Annotated in this window: 17 protein-coding genes; 16 read left to right on the top strand and 1 reads right to left on the bottom strand. The window is 65.8% G+C overall.

Annotated elements, in window-relative coordinates; genetic code table 11:
* Positions 1 to 8: 8 nt before the first annotated feature.
* From boxC to KUV38_RS14890, 9 genes are all read left to right on the top strand, one after another.
* The gene (gene boxC / locus KUV38_RS14930) at positions 9 to 1,667 is read left to right on the top strand and encodes a 2,3-epoxybenzoyl-CoA dihydrolase (RefSeq protein WP_222470804.1); all 1,659 of its coding nucleotides are present in this window, start codon (positions 9 to 11) and stop codon (positions 1,665 to 1,667) included.
* Positions 1,668 to 1,743: 76 nt separating this feature from the next.
* Positions 1,744 to 3,195, top strand: a complete 1,452-nt coding sequence (gene boxB, locus KUV38_RS14925) for a benzoyl-CoA 2,3-epoxidase subunit BoxB (protein ID WP_222470803.1) — start codon at positions 1,744 to 1,746, stop codon at positions 3,193 to 3,195.
* A 61-nt stretch (positions 3,196 to 3,256) separates the two neighbouring features.
* Complete coding sequence (locus KUV38_RS14920; RefSeq protein ID WP_222470802.1) at positions 3,257 to 3,409, top strand: hypothetical protein; 153 nt, start codon at positions 3,257 to 3,259, stop codon at positions 3,407 to 3,409.
* Positions 3,406 to 4,593 (top strand): benzoyl-CoA 2,3-epoxidase subunit BoxA, encoded by a 1,188-nt coding sequence (gene boxA / locus KUV38_RS14915; RefSeq protein ID WP_222470801.1) that lies wholly within the window; start codon positions 3,406 to 3,408, stop codon positions 4,591 to 4,593. Before KUV38_RS14920 ends, boxA begins: the two co-directional genes overlap by 4 nt.
* 15 nt (positions 4,594 to 4,608) lie before the next feature.
* Positions 4,609 to 5,331: an alpha/beta fold hydrolase gene (locus tag KUV38_RS14910; protein WP_222470800.1), complete on the top strand. Its 723-nt coding sequence runs from the start codon at positions 4,609 to 4,611 to the stop codon at positions 5,329 to 5,331.
* A complete protein-coding gene (locus tag KUV38_RS14905) occupies positions 5,328 to 5,744 on the top strand; it encodes an acyl-CoA thioesterase (RefSeq protein ID WP_261385241.1) in 417 nt (138 codons plus the stop codon). The genes KUV38_RS14910 and KUV38_RS14905 overlap by 4 nt, the downstream gene beginning before the upstream one ends.
* A gap of 90 nt (positions 5,745 to 5,834) precedes the next feature.
* Positions 5,835 to 6,782 (top strand): putative zinc-binding metallopeptidase, encoded by a 948-nt coding sequence (locus KUV38_RS14900; RefSeq protein WP_222470799.1) that lies wholly within the window; start codon positions 5,835 to 5,837, stop codon positions 6,780 to 6,782.
* Between the two features lie 91 nt (positions 6,783 to 6,873).
* Entirely contained in the window at positions 6,874 to 7,797 is a 924-nt protein-coding gene (locus KUV38_RS14895) for a helix-turn-helix transcriptional regulator (RefSeq protein ID WP_222470798.1), read from the top strand.
* Positions 7,794 to 8,255, top strand: a complete 462-nt coding sequence (locus tag KUV38_RS14890) for a 3-hydroxyacyl-CoA dehydrogenase family protein (RefSeq protein ID WP_222470797.1) — start codon at positions 7,794 to 7,796, stop codon at positions 8,253 to 8,255. Before KUV38_RS14895 ends, KUV38_RS14890 begins: the two co-directional genes overlap by 4 nt.
* A gap of 182 nt (positions 8,256 to 8,437) precedes the next feature.
* Here the strand turns inward: KUV38_RS14890 and KUV38_RS14885 are convergent, their stop codons facing one another.
* Positions 8,438 to 9,352 (bottom strand): LysR substrate-binding domain-containing protein, encoded by a 915-nt coding sequence (locus tag KUV38_RS14885; protein WP_222470796.1) that lies wholly within the window; start codon positions 9,350 to 9,352, stop codon positions 8,438 to 8,440.
* Positions 9,353 to 9,522: 170 nt separating this feature from the next.
* Here KUV38_RS14885 and chvE point away from each other — a divergent pair, with 170 nt between their 5' ends.
* The 7 genes from chvE (at position 9,523) to KUV38_RS14850 (ending at position 18,045) form a co-directional block, all read left to right on the top strand.
* On the top strand, positions 9,523 to 10,575 hold the full coding sequence (chvE, locus tag KUV38_RS14880; RefSeq protein ID WP_222470795.1) for a multiple monosaccharide ABC transporter substrate-binding protein: 1,053 nt from the start codon (positions 9,523 to 9,525) through the stop codon (positions 10,573 to 10,575).
* A gap of 65 nt (positions 10,576 to 10,640) precedes the next feature.
* Positions 10,641 to 12,161 carry a multiple monosaccharide ABC transporter ATP-binding protein gene (gene mmsA, locus KUV38_RS14875; RefSeq protein WP_222470794.1) on the top strand — a complete coding sequence of 507 codons (1,521 nt, stop codon included), beginning with the start codon at positions 10,641 to 10,643 and terminating at the stop codon, positions 12,159 to 12,161.
* A gap of 9 nt (positions 12,162 to 12,170) precedes the next feature.
* The gene (gene mmsB / locus KUV38_RS14870) at positions 12,171 to 13,400 is read left to right on the top strand and encodes a multiple monosaccharide ABC transporter permease (protein ID WP_222470793.1); all 1,230 of its coding nucleotides are present in this window, start codon (positions 12,171 to 12,173) and stop codon (positions 13,398 to 13,400) included.
* A 3-nt stretch (positions 13,401 to 13,403) separates the two neighbouring features.
* Positions 13,404 to 15,149, top strand: coding sequence for an L-arabinonate dehydratase (gene araD, locus KUV38_RS14865; protein WP_222470792.1), 1,746 nt, complete (start codon positions 13,404 to 13,406; stop codon positions 15,147 to 15,149).
* 45 nt (positions 15,150 to 15,194) lie between these two features.
* On the top strand, positions 15,195 to 16,118 hold the full coding sequence (locus KUV38_RS14860; protein ID WP_222470791.1) for a Gfo/Idh/MocA family protein: 924 nt from the start codon (positions 15,195 to 15,197) through the stop codon (positions 16,116 to 16,118).
* The gene (locus KUV38_RS14855; protein ID WP_222470790.1) at positions 16,115 to 17,113 is read left to right on the top strand and encodes an aldose epimerase family protein; all 999 of its coding nucleotides are present in this window, start codon (positions 16,115 to 16,117) and stop codon (positions 17,111 to 17,113) included. Before KUV38_RS14860 ends, KUV38_RS14855 begins: the two co-directional genes overlap by 4 nt.
* Positions 17,114 to 17,127: 14 nt before the next feature.
* Positions 17,128 to 18,045 carry a dihydrodipicolinate synthase family protein gene (locus KUV38_RS14850; RefSeq protein ID WP_222470789.1) on the top strand — a complete coding sequence of 306 codons (918 nt, stop codon included), beginning with the start codon at positions 17,128 to 17,130 and terminating at the stop codon, positions 18,043 to 18,045.
* Positions 18,046 to 18,053: the final 8 nt, after the last annotated feature.

The following is an 18,053-nucleotide window of genomic DNA, read 5'->3' as shown; positions in this document are numbered from 1 at the left end:
GACGCGCCATGAGTGAACAGCCAATCGACTTCCGCACCGACCCGTCGAAGTATCGGCACTGGAAAGTGACCTATGAGGGCGAGGTGGCCCGCGTCACGATGGACGTGGACGAGGATGGCGGCCTGTTCGATGGTTACCAGCTCAAGCTCAACAGCTACGACCTCGGCGTCGACATCGAGCTGGCCGACGTGGTGCAGCGCATGCGCTTCGAGCACCCCGAGGTGAAGGTGGTGATCATGCAGTCCGGCAAGGACCGGGTGTTCTGCGCCGGGGCCAACATCCGCATGCTGGGCGGCGCGAGCCATGCCCACAAGGTCAACTTCTGCAAGTTCACCAACGAGACACGCAACACCTTCGAGGCCGCCGAGGCGGACTCGGGCCAAAAGTGGATCGCCGCCGTGAAAGGCGCCTGCGCCGGGGGCGGCTACGAGCTGGCGCTGGCCTGCAACCACATCATGCTGACCGACGACTCCAGCAGCTCGGTCGCGCTCCCCGAGGTGCCGCTCCTCGCCGTGCTCCCCGGCACCGGCGGCCTGACCCGCGTGACCGACAAGCGCAAGGTCCGCCGCGATCTGGCCGATGTGTTCTGCGCAATGGAAGAGGGCGTGCGCGGAAAGCGGGCCAAGGACTGGCGGCTGGTCGACGAAGTGGTGCCGAACAGCAAGTTCGACGCCACCGTCACCGAGCGCGCCGCCGAATTCGCCGCCGCCATGCCCTCCCGCGCCGAAAAGGGGATCACCCTCGGCCCCATCGAGCGCACCATTACTGACAACGCTGTGACCTACACCCACGTCGAGGTCGAGCTGGACCGCGAGGCACGCTCCGCCACGATCACCCTCAAAGGCCCCGAGGGCGCCGCCCCGGCCTCCGCAGAGGAGCTTCTGGCTCAAGGCGACCAAAGCTACATGCTCAAGCTCGCCCGCGAGCTGGATGACGCCATCCTGCACCTGCGCCTGAACGAGATGGAGCAGGGCACCTGGACCTTCCGCACCCAAGGCGACCCCGAGGCCTTGCTGGCGCATGAAAAGGCTCTGACCGACAACGCGGGCCACTGGCTCGCCGCCGAGACCCTCGGTTTCTGGAAGCGCATCCTCAAGCGGATCGACGTGACCTCCCGCAGCCTCGTCGCCCTCGTGGAGCATGGCTCCTGCTTTGCCGGTGTCCTAGCCGAGATCCTCTGGGCCTGCGACCGCACCTACATGATGGAAGACGAGTTCGAGGGCGACAATCGCCCGCTTGCCACCATCACCCTCGCCGAGACCAACTTCGGCCAATACCCGATGGGCAACAACCTCACCCGCCTGCAAACTCGCTTCCTCGGCACGCCCGAGCAGGTGGAGGCGCTGCGCGACCACATCGGCGAACCCATCGAGGCCGAGGAGGCCGATGAGCTGGGTCTCGTCACCTACATCCTCGATGACATCGACTGGGAAGACGAGATCCGCATCTTCATGGAAGAGCGCGCCAGCTTCTCCCCCGATGCGATGACCGGGATGGAGGCCAACCTGCGCTTCGCCGGGCCGGAAACCATGGAAACCCGCATCTTCGGCCGCCTCACCGCCTGGCAAAACTGGATCTTCCAGCGCCCCAACGCCGTCGGCCCAGAAGGCGCGCTCCAGCGCTACGGCACCGGCATCCGCGGCGACTACAACATGCAACGCGTCTGACCAGACGGTCTTTCAAAACAAAATCTTCGGCAGGAAAAATCCTCGCGAAGGTTTTTCCACCACCAAGGAGGAAAAAATGCTCGACCTGATCAACGTCTCCTACGACACCCAGATCCCCAACAACGTGGGCCTGTCGGAAGACAAGCGCGTGCTCAAAGCGCTGGAAAAATGGCACCCCGGTTACATCAACTGGTGGAACGACCTGATCCCGCAGAACTTTCAGGAAAGCCTTGTTTACCTGCGCACCGCCGTGTCGGTGGACCCGAAGGGCTGGGCCAAGTTCGATTACGTGAAGATGCCCGAGTACCGCTGGGGCGTGCTGCTGGCCCCGCAGGGCGAGGGCCGCACCATTCCCTGCGGCGAGCACGCAGGCCAGCCCGCGTGGCAGGAGGTGCCCGGCGAGTACCGCAACATGCTCAAGCGCCTGATCGTGATCCAGGGCGACACTGAGCCGGGCTCCGTCGAGCAGCAGCGCTTCCTCGGCCTCACCGCGCCCTCCCTCTACGACCTGCGCAACCTCTTCCAAGTCAACGTCGAGGAGGGCCGCCACCTCTGGGCGATGGTCTACCTGCTGTTCAAATACTTCGGCAAAGACGGCCGCGAGGAGGCCGATGACCTTCTTCGCCGGTCGTCGGGATCCGACGAGGCCCCCCGGATGCTCGGCGCCTTCAACGAGGAAACGCCCGACTGGCTCAGCTTCTTCATGTTCACCTACTTCACGGACCGTGACGGCAAGATGCAGCTGGAGTCGCTCGCCCAGTCCGGCTTCGACCCGCTCTCCCGCACCTGCCGCTTCATGCTGACCGAAGAGGCCCACCACATGTTCGTGGGTGAAACCGGCGTGGGCCGCGTGGTTCAGGCCACCTGCGAGGCGATGAAGGCCGCGTGTATCACCGACCCCTACGACATCAACAAGATCCGCGACCTCGGCGTGATCGACCTGCCGACGATCCAGAAAAAGCTGAACCTCCACTACACCCTCTCGCTTGATCTCTTCGGCCAAGAGGTCTCCACCAACGCCGCCAACGCCTTCAACGCCGGCATCAAGGGCCGCTACATGGAGCATCGGATCGACGACGATCACCAGCTCCGCGGCGACACCTACAAGGTCTGGAATCTGGTCGACGGCAAAGTGGTGCAAGAGGAAGTGCCCGCGCTGACCGCCATCAATATGCGCCTGCGGGACGATTACGTGCGCGACGCCTCGGGCGGCGTGGGCCGCTGGAACAAGGCCATCGAGAAGATGGGGATCGAGTTCGAGCTGACCCTCCCGCACGAGAGCTTCCACCGCCAGATCGGCGTCTTCTCGGCCGCCAAGTTCGACCCGCAGGGCACTCCGCTTTCCGAGGAAGAGTACAACGCCAAGAAGGACGAGTGGCTGCCCACCAAGGCCGATGGCGATTTCATCCAGTCGCTGATGAAGCCCTGTTACGAGCCCGGCAAATACGCCAGCTGGATCGCCGCGCCCAAGGTCGGGATCGACAACAAGCCCGGCGACTTCGAGTATGTGAAGCTGCACATGGCTTGATGCCAGTTCGGGCGGCGCCCCGGTGCCGCCCGTCTCCACGACCGATGAGGGAGGAAACGCCATGATGACACAAAGCCACGCCCCCGCCCGCCCCCGCGCGCTGACCACCGGCAAATGCCTCGGCTGCACCGGCTGCAAGGGCGCCTGCCGCGAGGTGCTCGACCTGCTGGCCGTGCCCGAGATGGTGCTGAAGCCGAAGGGCAGGGCGGCATGAACAAGCCCCTCAAGCAGCACCTCATCGATCCCGAGATCTGCATCCGCTGCTACACCTGCGAGATGACCTGCCCGATCGAGGCGATCACCCACGACGACATGAACGTCGTGGTCGATGCCGATAAGTGCAACCACTGCATGGATTGCATCCCCGTCTGCCCGACCGGCTCCATCGACGAGTGGCGCGTGGTCGAAACACCCTATTCGCTTGAAGAACAGTTCGAGTGGACAGAGCTGCCCGAGCAGCAGGAGATCGAGACAGGCGGCGAGAGCAGCACCGAGGCGCTGGACGAGGCCATGGCCGCACTGCTGGCCGAGGCCCACGCCGGGGCAGGGGGCAAGTCCGTCGCCCCCGCTTCCGCCTCCAAACCCTCGATCAACCTTCACACCATCGGCAAGCCTGTCACCGCCAAGGTGCAGGGCAACTACCGCCTCACCGCCGAGGGCGCCGGCAGCGATGTGCGCCACATCATTCTCGACATGCAGGGCGCGCCCTTTCCGGTGCTCGAAGGCCAGTCCATCGGGATCATACCGCCGGGCACGGATGCGCAGGGCAAGCCCCACCTGCCGCGCCTCTACTCCGTCAGCTCCCCGCGCGATGGCGAGCGGCCCGGGTATTCCAACGTCTCCCTAACGGTGAAGCGGGAGGAGAAGGGCGTGGCCTCCAACTACGTCTGCGATCTCGAAAAGGGCGCCGAAGTGCAGGTCACCGGCCCCTTCGGCGCCACCTTCCTGCTGCCAGACGACCCCGCCGCCCGGCTGCTGATGATCTGCACCGGCACCGGCTCCGCCCCCTTCCGCGCCTTCACCATGCGCCGCCAGCGCATGTCGGCGGGCGCGGCGGGTGACATGGTGCTCTTCTTCGGCGCCCGCACGCCCAACAGCCTTCCCTACTTCGGCCCGCTGAAGAAGGTGCCCGACAGCCTGCTGAAAAAGCACTTCGCCTTCTCCCGCGTCGAGGGAGAAGAAAAGCAATACGTGCAGGACCGGATGCGCGCCCATGAAGACGAGGTCGCCGAGCTTTTGGCCGACCCGAAGACCCATATCTACGTCTGCGGGCTGCGCGGCATGGAGGCGGGCGTGGACGAGGCCCTCTCGAACATCGCTGAGAGCATCGGCCTGCCCTGGGTCACGACGCGGGATGCCATGCGCGCCGAAGGCCGCTACCATGTGGAGACCTACTGAGGAGGAGAGACCCGCATGGCAACTTACGTGATCGTTCACGGCGCATGGCACGAGGGCGCGCTGTTCGAGGAGGTTGCCGCGCCGATCCGCGTCGCCGGCCACACCGTCCACCTGCCCACGCTCGCCGGCAACGAGGCGGGCGGCAACAAGCGCGCGGGGCTTGATGACGCCATCGCCTCGGTCACCGACTACTTCGCCGAGCACGACCTTACCGATGCCGTGCTGGTCGGCCACTCCTACGGCGGCATGGTCATCACCGGTGCCTATGATCGCTTGCCTGAAGGCTCCGTCCGTCGTCTCGTCTACTGGTCGGCCTTCGTGCCGAATGACGGTGAGGCGCTGGATGATCTCGTGCCGCCCCACTACGTCGACCTCTTCAACCAGCTCGAGGCGGATGACGGCTCGGTGCTGCTGCCCTTCCCGGTCTGGCGCGAGGCCTTCATCAACGATGCCTCGCTGGAGCAGGCGCAAGAGGCCTACGACAAGCTCAACCCGCACCCGCACAAGACCTTTCAGGACAAAATCTCGCTGCGCAGCAACCCGGCCGAATGGCAGGTCGGCAAGAGCTACATCCACTGTCAGGAAGATGTGGCCCTCCCCGCCTCGCTCCCGTGGCACCCGCGCCTCTCCGAAAAGCTCGGCCTCTATCGCTACGTCTGGATGCCCGGCAGCCATGAGGTCTGCTTCACTAACCCCGCGCTACTGGCGCAGAAGTTCATGGAAGCGGGCAGGGATTGACCCCCTACACCCACCACATCCAAGTCGGCTGGGGCGATTGCGACCCGGCCCGCATCGCCTACACCGCCCGGCTGCCGTGGTTCGCGCTGGAGGCGATCAACGGCTGGTGGGCCGATGCGCTGGGCGAGGTGGCGGGCTGGTATCATATGGAGATGGACCGGGGCACCGGCACGCCCTTCGTCTCGATGAGCATGGATTTCCGCGCGCCGGTCACGCCCCGCCACATCCTTGATTGCGCCTGCTGGCCCACCCGGCTGGGCACCACCTCCATCACCTTCCGCGTCGAGGGGCGGCAGGCGGGTACGCTCTGCTTCGAGGGCGAGTTCACCTGCGTCTTCGTCGATGCGCCCAGCTTCACCAAGCAGCCCCCGCCTGAAGACATCCGCGCACTGGTCGAGGCGCGCATTCCCTAGGGCAGGGCTTGTCCCGACCCGCCAAAAACGCCATCTCCTGCCGGGAACCTCGCCCGCCCCCGCGGGTTACTCCGCCGCAAGGAGACCCGCATGCAAATATTCCACTGCCCCACCTGCTCCGAGCAGGTCTGGTTTCACAACCACCAATGCCCCAACGGCCACGCCCTGCACTTCGACCCCGGTGCGCAGGCGATGGTGCAGGGCAGCGATTGCGAGCGCCGCGCCGCCATCGGCTGCAACTGGTCCGCCCATGCCGAGCCGGGGCCGCTCTGCCGCTCCTGCGCCATGACCGCCGTCATCCCCGACCCCGAGGTCGAGGGCGCCGAGAGCCGGCTGGCCCGCACCGAGGCCGCCAAGCGCTGGGTGCTCGCCGGGCTGCACCGCTGGGGCTGGTTCGGCCCCGCCGATCCCGGCCCCGCGCCGCGCTTCGAACTCGTGGCCGACCGCACCCGTCACGGCCCGGAGAGCATCACCATGGGGCACGCCGATGGGGTGATCACTCTCGATGTCGCCGAGGCCAGCCGTGCCGTGCAGGAAGAGCGCCGCGAGCGGCTGGCGGAAGACTACCGCACCATGATCGGCCACCTCCGCCACGAGTTGGCGCACTACCTTTTTCTGCGCCTCAGCACCGATGATCCGGCCTTCCCCGATGCCTTCCGCGCCCTCTTTGGCGACGAGCGGGCCGATTATGGCGAGGCGCTGAAGGGGCATTACGCCAACCCCCGTCCCGCCGGTGGCACTCATATCACCAGCTATGCCACCGCCCACCCTCATGAGGACTGGGCCGAAACGGTCGCCCACCTGCTGCACCTGACCGACCTTGTCGACAGCGGCTATGCCGTCGCCCTCGCGCCCGGCGGCGATGCCTATGCCGAGCCCGATGCGCAGGCCCTGATCGAGCGCGCCGCCAATTTCGCCATGCGGGTCAACCACGTGAACCGCGCCCTCGACCTGCCCGATCTCTACCCCTTCGTCCTTTCCGACCCGGTCCGCGACAAGCTCGCCTTCGCCCACGACGCCCTCCGCCGCACGGGCTGACACCGAATTTCGTTGAAGCCGCCCGGCGGATCGTCCATCTTGTGCACTATAATTCACACGATGGATCCCGGTGCGCGGGACGCGGCGACAGATGAGCGAAATCACCAACTTCAGGGGCCAGACCACCGCCGCTTTGGGCGGCGACGAGATGGAGGCAGCCGTTGAGCGGCTGATCTCCCGCGTCGGCGAGCGGGTCCGCAAGGCCCGTGAACTGCGCGGGCTGCCCCGCCGCGTGGTGTCGGAGCTCTCCGGGGTCTCCCCGCGCTACCTCGCCCAGTTGGAGGCTGGCGAGGGCAACATCTCCATCGGCCTGCTGAAGCGTGTCGCCGTGGCGCTCGACCACCGGATCGAGTGGCTGGTCGGAGAGGATGACCCGTGGACCTCGGAGGCCATGCGCGTGGCCGACCTGTTCTCTTCCTCCCCCGCCGATGTCCGCACCCGCGTGCTCGAGCTGCTCACGCCCGAGCCACCCGCCCGGATGCGCGGTCAGCGGATCTGCCTCATCGGGTTGCGCGGGGCCGGAAAATCCACGCTCGGCGCGGCGCTTGGCGCCCGCCTCGGCCTGCCCTTCATCGAGCTGAACCGCGAGATCGAGGAGCAGTCGGGCATGCCTGTCAATGAGGTGATGGCGCTCTACGGGCAGGAGGGCTACCGCAAGCTCGAGGCGCAGGCCGTGAGCCGCATCACCGCCACCCACGAGTCGCTCATCCTCGCCGTCGCGGGCGGCATCGTCGCCGAGCCCGATACCTACAAGAGCCTGCTGGCGCAGTTTCACACTGTCTGGCTCAAGGCCTCCCCCGAGGAGCACATGGGCCGGGTCCGGGCGCAGGGCGACACCCGGCCGATGGCCGGCAATCCCGAGGCGATGGAGCAGCTAAAGAGCATCCTGCGCAGCCGCGAGGCGCTCTACGAGCGCGCCGAGGCGCAGCTCGATACCTCCGGCCAGCCGATCGAGGCCACGCTGGACGCGCTCGAAGCGCTGGTGCGGGAGCGCGGCTTTCTGACCGGCGAATGAGCGGCACTATAGTTCATGAGGCCGTGGCCCGGCTGATGGCGCGCAGCCATGCCGAGGTAGAGGCGCTTCTACTCGAAGGCTCCAACCCTTGGGAGCTGGACGAGGCTTTGGAGGCGGGCGGCATGGCCCAGGGCCCCTGCGCCATGCAGGACCAGATCGGCCTCGATGTCATCAAATCCGCCCGCAGCGAGCCGTTCCTTGTGGCCGACCGCATGGTTGCCGAGGGGCGGCTTGGCCGAAAGGTCGGCGTCGGCTGGTTCCGCTATCCCGGTGGCGGCGGCGCGGTGATCGACCCACTGGTGGAAGACCTGATCCGCGAAGAGGCCCATTTCGCCGGGCGCGCGTGGCGCGAGCTGAGTGCCGATGCGCTGCGGGCGCGCTACTTCGGCGCGATGGCGGAGGCGTCTCAGGGCATGCCACCCGAGGCCCGCGCCGCGCTGGGGCTGCCCAAGGATTGAACGGCGAACCGGCACGGAATCAAGGCGAAGCCGCCGTGCAGCGCCGTCCCGCCCCTCCGGGGCGGCGCTTCCTTGACGTTGGTGCCAACTTCTGAGGTTCGACAACCACTGCACCGTAAAGTGTCATGAATAAACGTTGCATGCGCCACCCCGCAGGACGGCGCTGCACGGCTCCGCGCTCCTCACAGCCGCCGGAACACCTCCTGCATTACCCGCTCCGCTGCCCGGCTCATCTGCCGCGCCCGCGCCCGGATGATGAAGCAGGGAGAAACTGCCAGCGGCTCCGCCAGCTCCAGCGTGGCGAGGCTGTCGCCGATCTTGTTGCGCGTCAGCAGATCCGCCACCTCCTGGCTCTGCGGCGCAATCGCATCGGTCCCCTCAAGGATCGACAGTGCCACCAGCAGCGAGGAGGAGTTCGTGATCTGCTCCGGCGCGGCCAGCCCGGCGGCATGAAAGGCCCCATCCATCGCCACCCTGATCGGCGTGCCGAGGTCTTGAATGACCCACTCATAGCCCACCAGCTCCGACAGCTTGCGCCGCTCTCCCAGCGCCGGATGCCCGGCCCGCACCACGAGTGACACCACCTCGTTCCGCGCCGGGTCGATCCGGAACTGGCGGCTGTCATACTCCGGCGGCAGGCGGGCGATGACAAAGTCGAACCGCCCCTCCTCCAGCCCCCTAACAAGCTGCCCCGAGGGGCCGACCTCCACCGTGGCCTGTATTCCGGGCGCCTTGGTCCGCACCGCCCGGATGGCCGGCACCAGCACGCCCACCGTCGGCCCGGTCACCGAGCCCACGCGCACCTCGCCGCCCTCGCCGCTGCGCAGCCCCGCGACCTCCGTCTCGAGGCTCTCCAACTCGCTCAGGATCACCCGCGCATGGCGCAGGAAGGTCTCGCCAATCAGCGTGGGCTCCATCCCCTTGGGGTGGCGGGTGAACAGCGGCGTGCCCACCTCCGCCTCGATCTCGGCCAGCACCCGCGAGGCCGCAGGCTGGCTCATCGCCAGCATATGCGCGGCGGTCTGCAACTGTCGGGTCTCCCCGATCCGCTGGATCAGCCTGAGCTGCCGTGGTTTCAGCCGGGTCGCCAACTCCATAACACGCCCTCCATAACAGAAGTGATATGCAGATCGGCAGTATTCGCATTTTACAGTCATGTAAACGGCGGGCTATCGGAGTCGCACGGGCGCCGGAAGGCCCCGCAACAGGGAGAAGTGCGCCACCGGGCCGGGAGGGCCTGCCGAGCGCACGCATTTGGAGGATACAAATGAAACTCAAGACCCTTCTCGCCTCGGCTGCGGCCGTGGTGGCCTTCACCGCTGGCGCCTATGCCGAAGGCACCGTCGGCATCGCCATGCCCACCAAATCCTCGGCCCGCTGGATCTCGGACGGCGAATCCATGGTTCAGCAGTTCGAAGAGGCCGGCTATGAGACCGACCTGCAATATGCCGAGGATGACATCCCCAACCAGCTCGCCCAGATCGAGAACATGATCACCAAGGGCGTCGACGTGCTGGTCATCGCCGCCATCGACGGCACGACCCTCAGCAACGCGCTCGAAAACGCTGCCGCCTCCGGCATCAAGGTCATCGCCTACGACCGCCTGATCCGCGACAGCGAGAACGTCGACTATTACGCCACCTTCGACAACTTCAAAGTCGGCGTGCAGCAGGCCTCCAGCCTCGTTGACGGCCTCAAGGAGCGCTTCGGTGACGGCCCCTACAACGTCGAACTCTTCGGCGGCTCGCCCGACGACAACAACGCCTACTTCTTCTACAACGGCGCCATGTCGGTGCTTCAGCCGCTGATCGACGACGGCACCGTTGTCATCCAGTCCGGCCAGATGGGCATGGATACCGTTGGCACCCTGCGTTGGGACGGCGCCGTGGCTCAGGCCCGGATGGATAACCTCCTCTCCGCCCACTACACCGACAAGGAAGTCCACGGCGTTCTGTCGCCCTACGATGGCCTCTCCATCGGCATCCTGTCGTCGCTCAAGGGCGTCGGCTACGGCTCCGGCGACATGAAAATGCCGATCGTGTCCGGTCAGGACGCCGAGGTACCCTCGGTCAAGTCGATCCTCGCCGGTGAGCAGTACTCCACCGTGTTCAAGGACACCCGCGAACTGGCCCGCGTCACCGTGGGCATGGTCGATGCGGTCCTCGGCGGCGGCGAGCCCGAGATCAACGACACCGAGACCTACGACAACGGCATGAAGGTGGTTCCGTCCTATCTGCTCGAGCCCGTCTCCGTCGACGCGAGCAACTGGGAAGAGATCCTGATCGGTTCCGGCTACTACTCCGAAGACCAGATCAAGTAATCCCCTCCAAGGGGGTTCTCCCGGGGCCTGCGTTCGCGCGGGCCCCATCAAAGGCGGAGGCAGCGATGAGCGCACTGCTCGAAATGCGCGCGATCACCAAGGAATTTCCCGGCGTGAAAGCCCTCGACACGGTGAATCTCACCGTGAAGGAAGGCGAAATCCACGCGCTGGTCGGTGAGAACGGCGCAGGCAAATCCACCCTGATGAAGGTGCTCTCCGGGGTCTATCCCGTGGGCAGCTACGAGGGTGAAATCCACTACGAAGGCGCGCTTGCCGAGTTTAGCAACATCTCCGACAGCGAAGCGCGCGGCATCATCATCATCCACCAGGAACTTGCCCTGGTGCCGCTGCTTTCCATCGCCGAAAACCTGTTTCTCGGCAACGAACGGGCCAAGGGCGGCGTGATCGACTGGCGCGAAACCAACCGCCGCACCGAGGAGCTTCTGCGCAAGGTCGGCCTCAAGGAGCCGCCCACCACGATGGTCGACAAGATCGGCGTGGGCAAACAGCAGCTGGTCGAAATCGCCAAGGCCCTGTCGAAGGAGGTGAAACTCCTCATCCTCGACGAGCCGACTGCCGCGCTCTCGGAATCCGACAGCCAGGCGCTGCTCGACCTGATGCTGGAGCTGAAGGCGCAGGGCGTCAGCCAGATCATCATCAGCCACAAGCTCAACGAAGTCCGCCGCGTGGCCGATAGCGTCACCGTCATCCGCGATGGCACGACCGTCTCCACCATGGATGCCCGCGAGGGCGGCATCACCGAAGACCGCATCGTGCGTGACATGGTCGGCCGCGACATGGCCAACCGCTACCCCGCCCGCGAGCGCCGCTCCGGCGACATGCTGATGGAGGTGAAGGGCTGGAACGTCTGGCACCCCGAGCACTCCGACCGGCAGGTGATCAAGAACGCAAACTTCACCGTCCGCGCAGGCGAGGTGGTGGGCATTGCCGGCCTCATGGGCTCGGGCCGCACCGAATTGGCGATGAGCCTCTTCGGGCGCAGCTACGGCCAGAACATCTCAGGGCAGGTCGAAATCGGCGGCAAGCCGGTCGATACCTCTACCGTCCCCCGCGCCATTCAGGCCGGGCTGGCCTATGTGACCGAAGATCGCAAATCGCTCGGCCTGATCCTCGAAGAGGACATCCAGCGCAACATCACCCTCACCAACTTGCCTGCCGTCTCAACCTCGGGCGTGCTGAACGAGGCCGAAGAGACCAAGGTGGCCGAGCGCTACCGTTCCGCGATGAACATCCGCACACCTTCGGTGTTCCAGAAGGTGATGAACCTCTCGGGCGGCAACCAGCAGAAGGTGGCGCTCTCCAAGTGGCTCTTCGCCGAGCCCGAGGTGCTGATCCTCGACGAGCCGACCCGTGGCATCGACGTGGGCGCCAAGTTCGAGATCTACGGCATCATCAACGAGCTTTCCGAGCAGGGCAGGGGGGTGCTGATGATTTCGTCTGAAATGCCCGAACTGCTCGGCATGTGTGACCGCATCTACGTGATGAACGAAGGGGCCCTCGTCGGTGAACTCACCGCCGAAGAGGCCAGCCAGGAGCGCATCATGTCGCTCATCGTGACCGATTGAGGAAGACCCATGGCAATCGCTGAACAGAACGACACCGCCCAAGAGGGCATCGGCAGCTACCTGAAGAGCCACCTGCGCGAATACGGCCTGCTGCTGGCCCTCATCGCCATCATGGTGTTCTTCCAGATCGTCACCGAGGGCACCCTGCTGCGCGCGGTGAACATCACCAACCTGCTGCTGCAGAACAGCTACATCATCATCATGGCGCTGGGCATGCTCATCGTCATTGTCTCCGGCAACATCGACCTTTCCGTGGGGTCGGTCATGGGCTTCATCGGCGCTCTGGCGGCGGTGATGATCGTCAACTGGGGCTGGAACACATGGCTCGCCGCCGCCGCGTGCCTCGTCGTTGGCGGGGCCATCGGCGCGGCGCAGGGCTATTGGGTCGCCTATTGGAAGATCCCCAGCTTCATCGTCACTCTGGCGGGGATGCTGGTGTTCCGCGGTGCCTCGCTCTGGTTGCTCGAAGGCCAATCCGTTGGCCCCTTCCCCCGCGAATTTCAGGTCATCGCCAACGGCTTCATCCCCGATCTCTTCCCCGAGGGTCTGGGTGACAGCCTCGCCGGTATCTTCGGCGCCCGTCAGGTCAACGTGCTGGCCCTGCTGACCGGCGTGGTCGCCGCCGCCATCATCGTCTGGCTCGGCATGCGCCAGCGCGCCCGCAACAAAACCTACGGTATCGCAGGCGAACCGCGCGGCTTCTTCATCGCCCGCAACGCCATCGTCTCCATCGCGCTGATCTTCATCTGCTACAAGCTGGCCACCTTCCGGGGCCTGCCCAACGTGCTGATCACAATGGGCGTGCTGACGATCATCTACGCCTTCATCACCGAGCAAACCACCATCGGCCGCCGGGTCTATGCCCTCGGCGGCAACGAGAAGGCAGCCAAGCTTTCGGGCATCAAGACCGAGCGGCTGACCTTCCTTGCCTTCACCAACATGGGCGTGCTCGCGGCCATCGCCGGCCTCGTCTTCGCCGCCCGCCTCAACACCGCTACGCCCAAGGCCGGCTTCGCGCTGGAACTCGACGTGATCGCAGCCGTCTTCATCGGCGGGGCTTCCATGTCGGGCGGGGTCGGCAAGATCGTCGGCGCCGTGGTCGGCGCCTTCCTGATGGGCGTGCTGAACAACGGCATGTCGATCATGGGCATCGGTATCGACTACCAGCAGGTCATCAAGGGCCTCGTGCTGCTCGCCGCCGTGCTCTTCGATGTCTACAACAAGTCCAAACAGGGGTAACTCATGGCGTTCCAACCCGCAGAATGGCCCCGCAAGCTCCGTAGTCAGGAATGGTACGGCGGCAACTCCCGCGACACGATCTATCATCGCGGCTGGCTCAAAAATCAGGGCTACCCGCATGACCTGTTCGACGGCCGCCCGATCATCGGCATTCTCAACACATGGTCCGAGCTGACGCCCTGCAACGGGTCTCACGTCAAGGAACTGGTGGAGAAGGTGAAGGCAGGCATCTGGGAGGCTGGCGGCTTCCCCGTCGAGGTGCCGGTGTTCTCCGCCTCCGAAAACACCTACCGCCCCACCGCCATGATGTTCCGCAACCTCGCCGCGCTGGCGGTTGAGGAAACCATTCGCGGCCAGCCGATTGACGGCTGCGTGCTCATGGTCGGCTGCGACAAGACCACGCCGAGCCTCATGATGGGCGCCGCCTCCGTCGACCTGCCCGCCATCGTCGTCACCGGCGGCCCCATGCTCAACGGCTACTTTCAGGGCGAGCGCGTCGGCTCCGGTACCCACCTCTGGAAGTTCTCGGAGGATGTGAAGGCCGGTAAGATGACCCAGGAGGAGTTCCTCGAAGCCGAGCAGTCCATGTCCCGCTCCACCGGCACCTGCAACACCATGGGCACCGCGTCTTCCATGGCGTCCATGGCCGAGGCCCTCGGCATGGCGCTCTCCGGCAACGCCGCCATTCCCGCCGTCGACTCCCGCCGCCGCGTCATGGCCCAGCTCTCCGGCCGTCGCATCGTCCAGATGGTGAAAGACGACCTGAAGCCCTCCGACGTGATGACCAAGCAGGCCTTCGAAAACGCCATCCGGACCAACGCCGCCATCGGCGGCTCCACCAACGCGGTGATCCACCTCCTCGCAATGGCGGGCCGTGTGGGCGTCGACCTGACTCTGGAAGACTGGGACCGCTGCGGCCGCGACATCCCCACCATCGTCAACCTCATGCCCTCCGGCAAATACCTGATGGAAGAGTTCTTCTATGCCGGCGGCCTCCCGGTCGTACTCAAGCGCCTCGGTGAAGCGGACGTGCTCCACAAAGAGGCCCTCACCGTCTCCGGCGGCGCGATCTGGGACGAGGTGAAGGACGCCGTAAACCACAATGACGATGTGATCCTCCCCGCCGAGAAGGCCCTCACCCAATCCGGCGGCATCGTTGTGCTCAAGGGCAACCTCGCCCCCGGCGGCGCGGTGCTCAAACCCTCCGCCGCCACCCCCGCGCTGCTGCAGCACAAGGGCCGCGCCGTGGTGTTCGAGGATATCGACGACTACAAGGCCCGCATCAACGACGATGCGCTCGACATCGACGAGACCTGCATCATGGTGATGAAGAACTGCGGCCCCAAGGGCTACCCCGGCATGGCCGAGGTCGGCAACATGGGCCTCCCGCCCAAGGTGCTGAAGAAGGGCATCACCGATATGGTCCGCATCTCCGATGCCCGCATGTCGGGCACCGCCTACGGCACCGTGATCCTGCACACCTCCCCCGAGGCCGCCGCTGGTGGCCCGCTCGCGGTGGTGCAGTCGGGCGATATCATCGAGGTCGACGTCGCCAACCGCCGCCTCCATCTCGACATCCCCGAAGCCGAACTCACCGAGCGCCTCGCCGCCTGGAAGCCGACCCACGAGCAGCCCGCATCCGGCTATGCCTGGCTGCACCAGCAGCACGTGATGGGCGCCGACACCGGCGCCGACCTCGACTTCCTCAAGGGCTGCCGGGGCAACGAAGTAGGCCGCGACTCGCACTAACAGGGTGGGCAACCTGCCCACCACCCGAACCAACCGGAGACACCCATGGAAATCGCCCTCGTTGGCATCGGCAAGATCGCGGTGGACCAGCACGTGCCGTCCATTGCCGCCTCCCCCGAATGGGAACTGGCCGCCACCGTCTCCCGCAACGGCACGGTGGAGGGCACGCCCGCCTATACGCAGCTCTCCGAGATGCTTGAGGCCCACCCAGAGATCCGCGTCGTCTCCCTCTGCGTCCCGCCCGTGCCGCGCTTCGCCCTCGCGGCGGCGGCCCTCAAGGCAGGCCGTCACGTGATGCTCGAAAAACCCCCGGGCGCGACCCTCTCCGAGTGCCACACGCTCGAGGCGCTGGCCCGCGAAAACCGCGTCACCCTCTACGCCTCATGGCACAGCCGCGAGGCGGCGATGGTCCCGCAGGCCAAGGCTTGGCTTGCCGGCAAACAGCTCACAAAATTCACCGTAACGTGGAAGGAAGACGTGCGCCGCTGGCACCCGGGGCAGGAGTGGATCTGGCAACCCGGCGGCCTCGGCGTGTTCGATCCCGGCATCAACGCCCTCTCCATCGTCACCGAGATCCTGCCAGACCCGATCCACCTGACCTCCGCCAACCTCGACGTGCCGGAAAACTGCCAAGCCCCCATCGGCGCCCAGCTGGCCTTCGCCCATCCCACGGCCTCTGTCGACATGACCTTCGACTGGCGCCAGACCGGCGACCAGACATGGGAGATCGAGGCTGAAACCACCGAAGGAACCCTCAAGCTGCTCGACGGCGGCGCGCGCCTCCAGATCGACGGCACCGAGCAGGGCGAAGACGCCGACGCGCTCAAGGGTGAATACCCGCGCCTCTACGCCAACCTCGCCCGCCTCGTCGCCGCCGGAGAGATCGACATGGACCTCGCCCCCATGCGCCACGTTGCCGATGCCTTCACCCTCGGCCACCGCACCCTCACGGAGCCCTTCCACGAATGACTGCCGAAATCTTCGCCACCACGCCCGAGGGCGACACCGTCGAGATCGTCACCCTCACGGGCGGCCCCGCCACCGCCCGGGTGATGACATGGGGCGCGACCCTTCAGGACTTTCGCCTCGACGGCACCCCGAACAGCCTCGTCCTCGGCTCCCCGGTGTTCGAGCCCTACCGCAGCCGTATGCGCAATTACGGCGCCGTGGTGGGCCGCGCCGCCAACCGTATCGCGAACGGTCGGGCACCGCTTAACGGCGAGATCGTCCAGCTTGAAACCAACGAGGCCGGCCGCACCGCCATTCACGGCGGCTCCGATGGCTGCGGCTACGTCAACTGGTCCCTCGCTAACCACAGCGAAACCTCTGCCACCTTCACGATTACGCTGGCCGACGGTCAGGCAGGTTACCCCGGCAACCTTGCCCTCACCGCCACCTATAGCCTCGACGACGAAGGCGCGCTGACGCTGGAGATCACCGGCATGACCGACGCCCCGACCTTCTGCAACATCGCCCACCACAGCTATTGGAACCTCGACGGCACCCCCACGCTGGGTGGCCACACCCTGCACATCGACGCCGACAACTACCTCGCGGTCGATGAGCACAAGATCCCGCAGGGCGGCCCGCAGCCCGTCGCAGGCACCCGCTTCGATTTTCGCCAGCCCCGCGCTATCACCACGCCGCAGGACGACCCCAAGCTCGATCACAACTTCTGCCTGCGCCTGCCCGGCACCGAGATGCACCCGGCTTGCACGCTCCGCGCGGGCGATCTGCAACTGGAGATCGACACCACCGAACCCGGCCTTCAAGTCTATGACGGCTCCGGCCTAAGCTCCGAAGTCCCCGGCCACGGCGGCGTGCCCTACGGCCCGCATGGCGGGGTGGCGATCGAGCCGCAAAAGTGGCCCGACGCGCCCAACCACCCCGACTATCCGCAAATCACCCTCAACCCCGGCGAGACCTATCGGCAGGTCTCCCGGTTCCATGTCACCCGTATCTGACGTAAGGAACACCCATGCAAAGCCCGCTCACCGGAATCCTCCCCGTCGCCCCCACGCCCTTCACCGCCGAAGGGCTGGTGGATGAAGAGGGGATGCGCCGCGTCCTCGATTGCATGATCGACCAAGGGGTGGATGCCATCTGCATCCTCGCCAACTACTCCGAGCAGTTCGTGCTCTCCGACGAGGAGCGCGCCACGCTCACCCGCGTGTCGCTCGAACACGTCGCGGGCCGCGTCCCGGTGATCGTCACCGTCTCGCATTTCTCCACCCAGATCGTGGTGGAGCGGGCCAAATACGCAGAGTCCCTCGGCGCCTCCATGCTGATGATGATGCCCCCCTATCACGGCGTTGGGCTCGTGCCCGCCGAGGCCGGGATCATGGAGCACTTTCAAGCCGTTTCGGATGCCATCAACATCCCGATCATGGTGCAGGATGCGCCGCTCTCCGGCGTCACCCTGACCGTGCCCACGCTGGTGCGCATGGCTAAGGAGATCGAGCATGTCTCCTACTTCAAGATGGAAACTCCCTTTGCCGCCGACAAGCTGGCAGCCCTGATCGAACAGGGCGGCGAGCACATCGTCGGCCCCTTCGACGGTGAAGAGGCCGTCACCCTTCTGGCCGACCTCGACGCAGGCTGCACCGGCACCATGACCTCGGCGCTCCAGCCCGAGCTGATCGGCCCCATTGTCGTCAACTACCTCGACGGCGACCATGACGCCGCGCTCGCAGGCTGGAAACGCTGCCTGCCCCTAATCAACCACGAAAACCGCCAATGCGGCCTCCGCGCCGCCAAGACGGTGATGATGGAGGGCGGCGTGATCGGCTCCGACCACGTGCGCCATCCCTTGAAACCCATGTCGCAGCGAACGAAATCCCGTTTGCTGCAACTCGCAAAAGAACTTGATCTGATCGCCCTGAAATGGGGCAAGTGAGGAGAGAA

It is taken from the genome of Vannielia litorea, assembly GCF_019801175.1.
GTDB classification, from domain to species: domain Bacteria; phylum Pseudomonadota; class Alphaproteobacteria; order Rhodobacterales; family Rhodobacteraceae; genus Vannielia; species Vannielia litorea_B.
Note: the sequence above shows the minus strand (reverse complement) of the source record. Positions and strands in the feature narration are given on the sequence as shown.